The organism is Pseudomonas sp. S2_A10 (assembly GCF_054668465.1).
In genome coordinates this window covers 5,603,620-5,616,373 of the sequence record NZ_CP162773.1, presented here as the reverse complement: position 1 = coordinate 5,616,373, position 12,754 = coordinate 5,603,620, and the positions used below count along the sequence as shown (strand labels likewise).

General features: G+C 61.2%; 9 protein-coding genes. All 9 read left to right on the top strand.

Annotated features, from left to right (window positions below; all coding sequences use genetic code 11):
* Positions 1–23: 23 nt before the first annotated feature.
* The 9 genes from AB4N41_RS25135 to AB4N41_RS25095 all read left to right on the top strand — a co-directional run bounded on the left by AB4N41_RS25135 (position 24) and on the right by AB4N41_RS25095 (position 12,699).
* Complete coding sequence (locus AB4N41_RS25135; RefSeq protein ID WP_252876575.1) at positions 24–326, top strand: transposase; 303 nt, start codon at positions 24–26, stop codon at positions 324–326.
* The gene (locus tag AB4N41_RS25130; protein WP_041475818.1) at positions 323–1,159 is read left to right on the top strand and encodes an IS3 family transposase; all 837 of its coding nucleotides are present in this window, start codon (positions 323–325) and stop codon (positions 1,157–1,159) included. The genes AB4N41_RS25135 and AB4N41_RS25130 overlap by 4 nt, the downstream gene beginning before the upstream one ends.
* Before the next feature lie 245 nt (positions 1,160–1,404).
* Complete coding sequence (locus tag AB4N41_RS25125) at positions 1,405–2,055, top strand: GNAT family N-acetyltransferase (RefSeq protein WP_041477100.1); 651 nt, start codon at positions 1,405–1,407, stop codon at positions 2,053–2,055.
* Positions 2,056–2,121: 66 nt separating this feature from the next.
* Positions 2,122–3,849, top strand: a complete 1,728-nt coding sequence (locus AB4N41_RS25120) for an autotransporter assembly complex protein TamA (RefSeq protein ID WP_252876574.1) — start codon at positions 2,122–2,124, stop codon at positions 3,847–3,849.
* Positions 3,846–7,520: a translocation/assembly module TamB domain-containing protein gene (locus AB4N41_RS25115; protein ID WP_460138165.1), complete on the top strand. Its 3,675-nt coding sequence runs from the start codon at positions 3,846–3,848 to the stop codon at positions 7,518–7,520. Before AB4N41_RS25120 ends, AB4N41_RS25115 begins: the two co-directional genes overlap by 4 nt.
* A 251-nt stretch (positions 7,521–7,771) precedes the next feature.
* Positions 7,772–8,254: a MarR family winged helix-turn-helix transcriptional regulator gene (locus AB4N41_RS25110; RefSeq protein ID WP_016775300.1), complete on the top strand. Its 483-nt coding sequence runs from the start codon at positions 7,772–7,774 to the stop codon at positions 8,252–8,254.
* Positions 8,244–9,713 carry an efflux transporter outer membrane subunit gene (locus tag AB4N41_RS25105; protein WP_252876572.1) on the top strand — a complete coding sequence of 490 codons (1,470 nt, stop codon included), beginning with the start codon at positions 8,244–8,246 and terminating at the stop codon, positions 9,711–9,713. Before AB4N41_RS25110 ends, AB4N41_RS25105 begins: the two co-directional genes overlap by 11 nt.
* A gap of 15 nt (positions 9,714–9,728) precedes the next feature.
* On the top strand, positions 9,729–10,931 hold the full coding sequence (locus tag AB4N41_RS25100) for an HlyD family secretion protein (RefSeq protein WP_016775298.1): 1,203 nt from the start codon (positions 9,729–9,731) through the stop codon (positions 10,929–10,931).
* A gap of 238 nt (positions 10,932–11,169) precedes the next feature.
* Positions 11,170–12,699: a DHA2 family efflux MFS transporter permease subunit gene (locus AB4N41_RS25095; protein ID WP_310216934.1), complete on the top strand. Its 1,530-nt coding sequence runs from the start codon at positions 11,170–11,172 to the stop codon at positions 12,697–12,699.
* Positions 12,700–12,754 lie beyond the last annotated feature (55 nt).

Below are 12,754 nucleotides of genomic sequence, written 5' to 3'. Positions count from 1 at the left end.
GTCCAAATCTGAGGTGTTCGGATATGCGTAACTCTTATTCAATTGAATTCAAACTCAAGGCTGTCGGCATGGTATTGGACGAGGGGATATCGGTTCCCGAAGTCTGTGCCAGTCTAGACATCGGCCCTACCGCGTTGCGTCGCTGGGTCGCCCAGGTTCGCAAAGAGCGCCTGGGTACAACGCCGGTGGGGGCCAAAGCGATTACAGCTGACCACCGAGAGATTCAAGAACTCAAAGCCTTGCTCAGGCAAAAAGACCGGGATATTGAAATCCTAAAAAAAGCCAGTGCTCTGCTGCTATTGGACGCCAAAGATCATTCTCATTGATCAATGAGCTGGCAGAGCTATACGGCGTTAACGACTGTTGCCGTGTGTTTGATGTTTGCCGCAGCAGCTTTTATGCCTGGCGTCAGCGCCAAGGCAAGGTGAGTCCTGAGCGGGAGAAACTCAAAGCCATGCTGGTTGAGCATCATAAGGAATCGAGAGCATCGGCCGGGGCACGCACCCTTTCCCGGGAACTACAGGCCAAAGGACATCGAGTCGGGCGGTACATGGCTCGTAGTTTGATGCGTGAAGCCGGAGTGACTAGCCGTCAGCGCCGGCGCCATAAATACAAATCATCAGGCGTAGAGGCTTTGGTCGCACCGCACGTGCTCAAGCGCCAGTTCGATGTCACATCAATCAATGAGGTGTGGTGCGCCGATGTCACGTATATCAAGGTCGGCACCCGGTGGATGTATTTCGCTGCGGTTTTGGATCTCTTCGCCCGCCGACTGGTGGGTTGGGCGTTTTCAATGATCTCGGATGCGGAACTGACCTGTGAGGCCTTACGAATGGCCGTTGAGTTGCGAGGCAGACCTAAAGACGTGCTGTTTCACTCCGATCAAGGCTGCCAGTACACCAGCCATAAATTCAGGAATGAGCTGCTAGCGCACGGGCTGAGGCAGAGCATGAGTCGCAAGGGAGAGTGTTGGGACAACGCACCGATGGAGCGTTTCTTTGGAAGTCTGAAATCGGAGTGGGTACCTGAAGCGGGGTACCGCTCCGAGTACGAAGCACGGGTTGATTTGCAGCGCTACCTAATGCGCTACAACAACACCAGACTCCATAGCTACAACAACTACCGGTCACCGGTCGCCATGGAGAAAATGGCGGCCTGAAAAACCCTAACTGGTGTCCAATATTACTTGACCAGTTCAAGCCAGCTCCCACAGGTTTCTGTGGTGTATGTAAATGTTGTGAACGACGCAGACACTGTGGGAGCTGGCTTGCCAGCGATGAGGCCCGCCCAGTCGATGAAGATCCGAGGCTGGTCTAACCTGTCAGGGGAACCACATCACCCGCCCAAGGTTCGTACCAACAAGCGCGCCAGCCTCCGAGCGCGCCCCCGGGGAGAATCACTGCAATGCCTGAAACCCAGACCGCCGTTGCCGACATCCACATGCTCGACCGCGGCTATTCGCGCGAAGCCCGCTCGTTGCTGTATCAGGCCTATCGCCACGAGCCGACCTTCGGCTACCTGTTCGAAGCCGAACGTCCCGGCTATGAGCAACGGGTGCGCGCGACGGTGCGCGAGTTGGTCAAACAGCATTTTCTCCAGGACCTGCCGGCGATCGGCCTGTTGGTCAACGATCGCTTGATCGGCATCGCCCTGATCGCACCGCCGCAACGGCGCCTGGGCGTTACCGAAAGCTGGGCATGGCGCCTGCGCATGGTGCTCAGCACCGGTTTTCGCTGCACCCGGCGTTATCTGGAATACCACGATGCCGTTGCTGCATGCGTGCCGGGTGATTCGGTGCACATGCTGCCGCTGCTCGGTGTGCACCCGCAGTTTCAGGGCAAGCACTACGGCGAACAATTGCTCACTGCCGTGCACAACTGGTGCGCCGTTGATGAAACATCGCAAGGCGTGGTGCTCGACACCGGCAACCCACGCTACCTGGAATTCTATAAAAGGCAGGGTTATCAGGAGATCGGCGAGGTTGCCGTCGGGCCGGTGCGCGAACACGTATTTTTCCACGCCAATCCGCAGGTGTTACAAACAGCAACGGGATAATGATCGAACTTCTTCACAAATTACCTGTTCTATCAGGCTCCCGAGCCCGTGATAGCATCCGCGCCTATGAAGTTTCCACGAAGATTTACCAGCGGCGTGCTGATGCTGTTATCCAGTTGCGCGGCGCTGGCGCAAAGTGAATTGGATGTACGGATCAAGCCGTCCAACGATGAACTCAAGGCCAATATAGAAGGCTATATCGGCAGCCTCGGCGATCGCGACGAAGAAGCCTTGCTGCGTTTCAGTCGCGGCGCCGAAGAGCAGGCGCGCAAAGCGGCTCAGGCGCTGGGCTACTACCAGCCGCAGATCGACAGTGACGTCAAGGGCGGAGAAAAACCGCGTCTGGTGTTGAACATCGATCCCGGCGAGCCGATTCGCCTGCGCAACGTCACCGTGCGCGTCGATGGCCCGGCAGCCTCGCAGAAATCCTTTCGCGTGCCGAAAAGCGACCTGCTCAAGTCCGGCGCCGTGCTCAACCATGGCCGTTACGAAGACGCCAAGCGCGTGATTCAAAATCAGGCCTCGCGCTTCGGTTACTTCAGTGGCCATTTCACCAGCCAGAAACTCATGGTCGACCCGCGCGCAGGTGTCGCCGATATCGAATTGATCTACGCCAGCGGCCCGCGTTATGCGCTGGGCAAAGTCAGTTTCGAGGGCGACACGCCGTTCGACGAAGACCTGCTGCAACGCATGGTGCCGTTCAAGGCAGGCGAGCCTTACGATTCGGAACTGATCGCCGAACTCAATCGCGATCTGCAATCGAGCGGCTATTTCGAAGGCGTGCGCGTCGACGCGGCACCGACGGCAGCGCAGAACGATGTGATTCCGGTCGCCGTCAAACTCGACACGCGCAAGCCGCGCACCATGGGCCTGGGCCTCGGTTATTCGACCGACGTCGGGCCACGGATCAAGGCCAACTGGACGCGTCACTGGGTCAACCCGCAGGGCGACAGCTATGGCTGGGAGGCCGAGCTCTCGGCGCCCCGGCAGAACGTCGGGCTGTTCTACGACATCCCGCTCGACCCGCCATTGACCGACAAACTGCGCTGGGCCGGCGGCTATCAGTTCGAAGATATCGAAGGCTCCGACACCCTCAGCAAACTGCTGACTTTCGGCCCGGAATGGCACAGCAAGTTGCCCAGCGGCTGGCAGCGGGTGATCTCGCTGAAATGGCAACGTGAAGAATACGAACTCGGCGACGACTCCGGCCTGAGCACGTTGCTCATGCCCGGCATCAGTTATTCCTATCTGAAAAGCGACAACCGCATCGACCCGCGTAACGGCTATCGCCTGAGCTTCGAAAGCAAAGTGGCCAAGGAAGGCCTCGGTTCGGACAACAACCTTTTATACGGCACCGCGCTGGTCAAGGGCCTGACCACGGTGTTCGACAAGCACCGCTTGCTCGGTCGCGTGCAGGTCGGCGGCAGCGCCACCAACGGCTACAACTCGATTCCGCCGTCGCTGCGCTTCTTTGCCGGTGGCGATCAGAGCGTGCGCGGTTACGACTATCAGAGCCTGTCGCCGAAAAACTCTGACGGCGACCGCATCGGTGGCCGTTACATGATTGCCGGCAGCGTCGAGTATCAGTATTCGATCGCCGAGAAATGGCGGGTCGCGACCTTCGTCGACCAAGGCAACTCTTTCAACAAACTCGAACTGCCCGACCTCAAGACCGGGGTCGGTGTAGGTGTGCGCTGGGTCTCGCCGGTCGGGCCGATCCGCCTTGACCTGGCCCATGCGCTGGACGACGACGGCGGCATCCGGCTGCACTTTTCCATGGGGCCTGAGCTGTGAAGCGTGGTGTGAAAATAACGGCGCTGACTTTGTTGGCGCTGGTCTTGTTGATCGTCTTGAGCCTGGCCGCACTGCTTGGCACGCAGGCCGGCAGTCGTTGGGCGCTGGGCCTTGTGCCCGGCTTGACCGTGGAGAATTTCCACGGTCGCCTCGCTGGGCAGTGGAGTGCCGATCACCTGGTGTGGCAGCAGGACACAAGCCGCGTCGAGCTGAACAAGGCAATCTTCGCCTGGTCGCCGCTGTGCCTGACGCGCATGACCTTGTGCATCGATCAGCTCAAGGCCGATCAGGTGATCCTGCAATTCCCGCCGAGCGAAGAAACCACCGAGAGCGGCCCGATCAAACTGCCGGACCTGCAATTGCCGTTGGCCATCGAATTGGGCGACGTCGAGGTCGGCAGCCTGTTGTTCAACGGCAGCGAACAGCTCAAGGGCTTGCAACTGGCGGCGCACTGGACTGCTCAGGGCCTGCAGATCGACAGCGTGAAATTGCAGCGCGACGAGCTCAGCCTGAACCTGTCCGGCCTGCTGCAACCGAGCGGCAACTGGCCGCTGACGATTCAGGGCGATTTGACTTTGCCTTCTCCCGGCAGCGAGCCGTGGACGCTGGCGCTGAAAGTCGACGGCGACCTGCTGAAAACCCTCAACCTGCACGCCGACAGCCGCGGCTACCTCGACGGCCAGTTGAACGGCGAGCTGCAAGCGCTGGCGGAAAACCTGCCGGCCAAGCTGCGCATCACCAGCGATGCGTTCAAGCCGAGCGCCGATCTGCCGGACACCCTGCAATTCAATCAGCTTGTGCTCACGGGCGAAGGCGACCTGAAAAACGGTTACCAACTGCTCGGCAACGCATCGTTGCCCGCCGAGAAATCACCGGTGGCGCTGCTGCTCAAGGGCAAGGTTGACGCCAACGGCGCGCAGATCGCCGGGCTCGACCTTAATGCCAACGACAAGCAAAGCCTCAAGCTCACCGGCAACGTCGACTGGAGCAAAGGCCTCAGCGCTCAGGCCAATATCAACTGGCAAGACTTCCCGTGGCATCGGCTCTATCCGGAAATCGCCGAGCCGCAAGTCGCATTGCGTACTTTCACTGGCGAAGTGTCCTACACCGACGGCCAGTATCTCGGTAATTTCGACGCTGCGCTGGATGGTCCGGCCGGGGCGTTCACCTTGAGCAGTCCGTTCAGCGGCAGTCTGGAACAGATCGCTTTGCCGCAACTGGTCATGCAGGCCGGGCAGGGCAGGGCCGAAGGGCACGTGAATGTGCGCTTCGCCGACGGCATCGCCTGGGATACCGCGCTGGATCTGTCGGCGCTCAACCCGGCGTACTGGGTCGCCGAACTGCCGGGCACGCTGGCCGGGCCGTTGCAGAGTAAGGGCGAGATGAAGAATGATCAGCTCAGTCTCAGCGCCGACCTCGACCTCAAAGGCAAATTGCGCGGCCAACCGGCGATTCTGCAGGCCAAGGCTGACGGCGCGGGTGAGCGCTGGAACCTCAATGCCCTGCAGATCCGCCTCGGCGATAACAGCATCAACGGCAAGGGCAGCCTGCAGGACAAACTCGGCGGGCAGATCGACATCAAGCTGCCGCGTCTGGCCCAGCTCTGGCCGCAACTGCGCGGGCAGGTCAACGGCCAGATCAACGTCGCCGGTACGCTGAAGGCGCCACAGGGCAAGCTTGATCTGCAAGGTTCGCAACTGGCCTTCCAGGACAATCGCCTGCAAAGCCTCAACCTCGACGCCACGCTCGACAGTGCGCAGCGGGCGAAGATCAATCTCAAAGGCAGCGGCATTCAGACCGGCGATACTTCGCTCGGCACCCTGACCGCCAGTGCTCAGGGCGATATCAAAAGCCAGAAACTCAACCTCGACCTGATCGGACCGAAGCTGAAACTGGCGCTGGGGCTGGACGGCAATCTGGACAAGGGCAACTGGCGCGGACGCTTGGCCAGTGGCGACATTCAGGCCGGTGGCCAGGACTGGAAGCTGCAAAGCCCGGCCAGACTGGAGCGCCTGGCGGACGGCCAGATCAATTTCGGCGCGCATTGCTGGCTGTCCGGCAACGCCAGCCTGTGTGGCGAAGACCAGCGCCTGATGCCCGAGCCGAAGCTGCGTTATCACCTCAAGCAATTCCCGATCGAAAGCCTTGCGCAATGGTTGCCCAAGGACTTCGCCTGGCAGGGCCGGCTCAACGCCGATCTGCAACTGGACTTGCCGGCGAGCGGCCCGAACGGCGTGGTCAGTGTCGACGCCAGCGGCGGCACCCTGCGCGTGCGCGACAAGGATCGCTGGCTGGATTTCCCCTACCAGACCCTCAAACTCAGCAGCAAGCTCACGCCCAAGCGCGTCGACACCGAGCTCAATTTTGTCGGCGGCAAACTCGGCGAATTGCTGGTACAGGCGCAGCTCAATCCGCTGCCGAAGAACAAACCGCTGAGCGGCTCGTTCCGCCTTTCCGGCCTCGATCTGTCGGTGGCGCGGCCGTTCGTGCCGATGGTGGAAAAACTCACCGGCCGGCTCAACGGCAGCGGCACTATTTCCGGTGGCCTGCTCGCACCGCTGGTCAACGGCACCGTGCAGCTCAGCGATGGCGAAGTGTGCGGCGCCGAACTGCCGATGGAGCTGCAGAATCTGCAACTGACTGCGGCGATCGCCGGCGAATCGATGCGCCTGGACGGAGGCTGGAACAGCGGCAAGACTGGCAAGGGCAGCCTCAACGGCAACGTCGCCTGGGGGCAGGCGCTGGTGGTCGATCTGGCGCTCAAGGGCACGCAATTGCCGGTCAGCGTCGAGCCCTACGCCAAACTGGAAATGGCCCCGGACCTGAAGATTTCCATGGCCGGCGATGAGCTGAAAGTTGCTGGCAAGGTGCTGGTGCCGAAAGGCGAAATCACCGTGCGCGAGCTGCCGCCATCAACGGTAAAAGTCTCCGACGACACGATCATCGTCGGCGCACAGACCGAAGAGGGCAAACCACCGATCGCGATGAAAATGGACATCGACGTGATCGTCGGCCAGGACAAGCTGAGCTTTGCCGGTTTCGGCCTGACCGCCAATCTGCAAGGTCAGGTGCACATCGGCGACAACATGGACACCCGTGGCGAACTCTGGCTCAACGACGGCCGCTATCGCGCCTACGGCCAGCGCCTGACCGTGCGTCGCGCGCGTCTGTTGTTCGCCGGTCCCATCGACCAGCCGTATCTGGACATCGAAGCGATCCGCCAGACCGACGACGTCATCGCCGGTATTCGCCTGAGCGGCAGCGCCGAACAGCCGACCACGCAGATCTTCTCCGAACCGGCGATGAGTCAGGAACAGGCGCTGTCGTACCTGGTGCTGGGCCGTCCGCTGAGCACCAGCGGCGAAGATAACAACATGCTCGCGCAAGCCGCGCTGGGCCTGGGCCTGATGGGCAGCGCCGGGGTCACCAGTGGTCTGGCCAAGGATCTGGGCATCGAGGATTTCCAGCTCGACACCCAGGGCAGCGGCAATGACACCAGCGTCGTCGCCAGCGGCAACATCTCCGAAAAACTCAGCCTGCGCTACGGCGTCGGCGTCTTCGAACCGGCCAGCACCATTGCCTTGCGCTACAAGCTGAGCAAGAAGGTTTACGTCGAAGCGGCGAGCGGCGTGGCGAGTTCGCTGGATATTTTCTACAAGCGGGATTTCTAGAGCGCGTTCTCTCCAATGATCGTTCCCACGCTCTGCGTGGGAATGCCTCAAGGGACGCTCTGCGTCCCGGCTCTCAAAAAAAACGGACGCAGAGCGTCCCCGGCTGCATTCCCACGCGGAGCGTGGGAACGATCCCGCGTGGCCGGTCAGTGATTAATTACAAAGCCCCCTAACTATTGCGTTGACATTCGCTGCCTAAGCAGTAACATCTCGACATACATTCACTGCCTAGGCAGTCATCAGGTCGACCCATGAAGCATTTCACCCCGGAAGAATTCAAACATTGCCACCTCGGCCTGTTGCTCGGTCGTGCCGCGTTGCTCAAGGACCGGATCATCGATACCCACATGGAACCCCACGGCATCACCGCCGCGCAGTTCAAGGTGTTGATCATCATGGCCCAGTTCGGCGTCGACACCCCGGCCGAGCTGTGCCGCCATCTGTCGCTGGACAGCGGGTCGATGACGCGCATGCTCGATCGCCTCGAGCAGAAGGCTTTTCTGCTTCGTCAGCGCAGCGAAGGCGACCGGCGTCAGGTGCAGTTGAAACTGACCGAGCAGGGCCAGCAACTGGCTGATCGCCTGCCGCACATCGGTGCCGATGCGATGAATGAACTGGCCGGCGCGATCTCCCGCGAAGAGCTGAAAACCCTGGAATACATCCTGAAGAAAATCCTGCTGGCCGCCGGTGACCCGATCACCATCCAGCGTCTAGGTGATCACAATGAGCGCTAACACTTTGCGCAGCAGTCTGACGCTGCTGTTGTCGGCGATGATCCTCGCCGGTTGCGCCAATTACAGCGGCCTCGACACCGAAGGCCAGCGCCTCGACGCGAAGAGCCTGAAGACATCGCAGTCTCTCGACGGCGTCACCCTGTCGCCAGCGGCGTGGCCGAAAAGCGATTGGTGGAGCAGCCTCGGCGATCCGCAACTCGACGGCCTGATCCGCGAAGCCCTGCACGACAGCCCGGACATGCAGATCGCCGCAGCCCGCGCCCATCAGGCCAGTGCCGCCGCCTATGCCGCCGATGCCGAACGTTATCCGACCCTCGACGCCAGCGCCGGCATCAGCCGTTCGCGGCTGGCTCGTGACCAGGATCCGCGCGGGCAGGGCGGGGCTTACGCGACGGTGCGCAATGTCAGCGCCGGCTTCAATTACAACTTCGATTTGTGGGGCGGCCAGCGCGATGCCTGGGAAGCCGCACTCGGCGAGGCGCGCGCTGCTGAAGTCGACCGTCAGGCGGCGCAGTTGACACTTGCCGCTGACGTCGCCCGTGCGTACAGCGATCTCGGTCAGGCGCACATCGTTTACGACCTTGCCAGCGAAGACCTCAAGCGCACCCGGCAAATGCTCGACCTCAGTCAGCGCCGCTTGAGTTCGGGGATCGATAGCCAGTACCAGTTCCAGCAAACCCAGAGTCTGGAAGCCAGTTCTCAGGCCAGCCTGATCGACGCGGAAAAACGCCTGAACAGCGCGAAGATTGCCTTGGCGGTATTGCTCGGCAAAGGCCCGGATCGTGGCAACGAAATCGCTCGACCGAAAGTTCTGCAAGCCAGCGCCGTGGCGGTGCCCTCGGTGTTGCCAGCGGAACTGCTCGGCCGCCGCCCGGATCTGGTCGCGGCGCGCTGGCGGGTCGAGGCGGCGAGCAAAGACATCGATGCGGCGAAAACCCGCTTCTATCCCAACCTCAACCTGTCGGCCTCGGCCGGCGCCGAGTCGTTGCTGGGTGATGCGATGTTCGGTTCGGCCAGCCGTTTCTTCAACATCGCGCCGACCGTATCGCTGCCGATTTTCGATGGCGGCCGCCTGCGCGCCAACCTTGATGCCCGCGACGCCGATTACGATCTGGCGGTGGCGCAGTACAACAAGAGTCTGGTCAAAGCCCTGGGCGATGTCGGCGATACGATCAATCAGTTACGCGATATCGGCCGGCAGATCGGCGCGCAGCAACATGCCACCGACATCGCTCAGGATTCTTACAACACCGTCGTCCAGCGTTACGGTTCCGGCATCGGCAACTACCTGGACGTGCTCAGCATCGAGCAGCAATTGCTCCAGGCACAGCGTCAGCTGGCGACCCTCAATGCCGAGCAGATCGACCTGTCGATTCAACTGATGCAAGCGCTGGGCGGCGGCTTTCAGGGTGAAAACCTGAGCGCAGCCAACGCCAGCCCCGCCTCGTCGCACCCATAATTCAAGGTATTTGTCATGGCCACTGCCGAAAACACCCAAGCTCAAGACAACACCCCGGACACCGGCAACCCGCGCAAACGCAAGGTGATGCTGCTGGCCCTCGCCGTGGTCGTCCTGCTCGCCATTGCCGGCGTCTGGGCCTATCACGAGTTCATCGGGCGCTTTAACGAAAGCACCGACGATGCCTACGTCAATGGCAACGTCGTGGAGATCACGCCGCTGGTCACCGGCACCGTGGTCAGCATCGGCGCTGACGACGGTGATCTGGTCCAGGAAGGCCAGGTGCTGGTCAACTTCGACCCCAACGATGCCGAAGTCGGCCTGCAAAGTGCCAAGGCCAAACTCGCCCGCACCGTGCGTCAGGTGCGCGGTTTGTACAGCAACGTCGACGGCATGAAAGCGCAGGTCAACGCGCAGCAGGCCGAAGTGCAGAAAGCCCAGGACAACTACAACCGACGGAAAAATCTCGCCCAAGGCGGGGCGATTTCCCAGGAAGAGCTGTCCCACGCCCGCGACGACCTGACCTCGGCGCAGAACGCCTTGGCTAACGCCAAACAGCAACTGAAAACCACCAGCGCACTGGTCGACGACACCGTGGTCTCGTCCCATCCGGACGTAATGTCGGCGGCTGCCGATCTGCGTCAGGCCTACCTGACCAATGCGCGCAGCACCTTGATCGCGCCGGTCACCGGTTACGTCGCCAAGCGCACCGTGCAACTCGGTCAGCGCGTGCAGCCGGGCACCGCGTTGATGGCGGTGATTCCGCTGGATCAGCTGTGGATCGATGCCAACTTCAAGGAAACCCAACTGCGTGACATGCGCATCGGTCAGCCTGTCGATATCGAGGCCGATATTTATGGCAGCGACGTGAAATACAGCGGCACCGTCGACAGCCTCGGTGCCGGTACGGGTAGCGCGTTTGCTCTGCTGCCGGCACAGAACGCCACCGGTAACTGGATCAAGATTGTTCAGCGTGTGCCGGTGCGTATCCACATCAATGCCGAAGAGCTGGCCAAGCACCCGCTGCGTGTCGGTCTGTCGACCAATGTCGAGGTCAATCTGCACGACCAGAGCGGCCCGGTGCTGGCCCAGCAACCGCCGCAAAAGGCCTCGTTCAGCACCAACGTCTACGAGCGCCAACTGGCCGAAGCGGACGCGATGATTGCCCAGTTGATTCACGACAACAGCGCAGCAGCAGGCAAGACCGCGCAGCGCTGAGAGCACACCGGATCAGAAGTAGGCTCTGTGGTGAGCGGTTATCTGTGGCGAGGGGATTTATCTGTGGCGAGGGGATTTATCCCCGCTGGACTGCGCAGCAGGCCCGTTTTTCCTGAGCCAAAAGAGGGGCCGCTTCGCGACCCAGCGGGGATAAATCCCCTCGCCACAAGGGCCTGTTACCACAGGGCCTGCTGTGTTCATCAGACCGCAGCGACCATCAGGTTTCATAGGATTCACAATGAGCAATAACGCTTCTTTCACGCCGCCCAGCCTGTTGCTCAGCACCATCGGCCTGTCGCTGGCGACGTTCATGCAAGTGCTCGACACGACCATCGCCAACGTGGCGCTGCCGACGATTTCCGGCAACCTCGGGGTGAGTTCGGAGCAGGGCACCTGGGTCATCACTTCGTTTGCCGTGAGCAACGCGATTGCGCTGCCGCTGACCGGTTGGCTCAGCCGCCGCTTCGGTGAGGTGAAGCTGTTTCTGTGGGCGACGATGCTGTTTGTGCTGGCGTCGTTTCTCTGCGGTATCTCCACTTCGATGCCTGAGCTGATCGGCTTTCGTGTGCTGCAAGGCCTGGTGGCCGGGCCGCTGTACCCGATGACGCAGACCCTGTTGATCGCGGTGTATCCGCCGGCGAAACGCGGGATGGCCCTGGCATTGCTGGCGATGGTCACGGTGGTCGCGCCGATTGCCGGGCCGATTCTCGGCGGCTGGATCACCGACAGTTACAGCTGGCCGTGGATCTTCTTCATCAACGTACCGATCGGCATCTTTGCGGTGATGGTGGTGCGTTCGCAACTGGCGAAACGGCCGGTGGTGACCAGTCGCCAGCCGATGGATTACGTCGGCCTGATCACCCTGATCATTGGCGTCGGCGCGTTGCAGGTGATCCTCGACAAGGGCAATGACCTGGACTGGTTCGAATCGAACTTCATCATCGTCGGCGCGGCGATTTCCGTGGTCGCGCTGGCGGTGTTCGTGATCTGGGAAATGACCGACCGCCATCCGGTGGTCAACCTGCGCCTGTTCGCCCATCGCAACTTCCGCATCGGCACGCTGGTGCTGGTCTTGGGTTACGCCGGGTTCTTCGGCATCAACCTGATCCTGCCGCAGTGGTTGCAGACGCAAATGGGCTACACCGCGACCTGGGCGGGACTTGCCGTGGCGCCGATCGGGATTCTGCCGGTGGTGCTTTCGCCGTTTGTCGGCAAGTACGCGCATAAATTCGACCTGCGCCTGCTCGCCGGGATTGCGTTTCTGGCGATCGGTCTGAGCTGCTTCATGCGTGCCGAGTTCACCAACGAAGTCGACTTCCAGCACATTGCGCTGGTGCAGTTGTTCATGGGTATCGGTGTGGCGCTGTTCTTCATGCCGACCCTGAGTATTCTGATGTCGGACTTGCCGCCGAGCCAGATCGCTGATGGCGCAGGCCTGGCGACGTTCCTGCGGACATTGGGCGGCAGCTTTGCGGCGTCGCTGACCACCTGGATCTGGATTCGCCGGGCCGATCAGCATCATGCGTATATGAGCGAGAGCATCAGCACGTTTGAGCCTGCCACCCGCGAGACCTTGAATCAGTTGGGTGGGGCGAGCCAGTCGGCGTATGCGCAGATGGACCAGATCCTCACCAGCCAGGCGTACATGCTTTCGACCGTGGATTACTTCACGTTGCTAGGGTGGGGATTCATGGGGCTGATTTTGATTGTATGGCTGGCGAAACCGCCGTTTGCCGCCAAGGCCGGGCCGGCAGCTTCGGGGCACTAGAATCAAGAGCCCCTCACCCTAACCCTCTCCCGGAGGGGAGAGGGGACTGACCGCG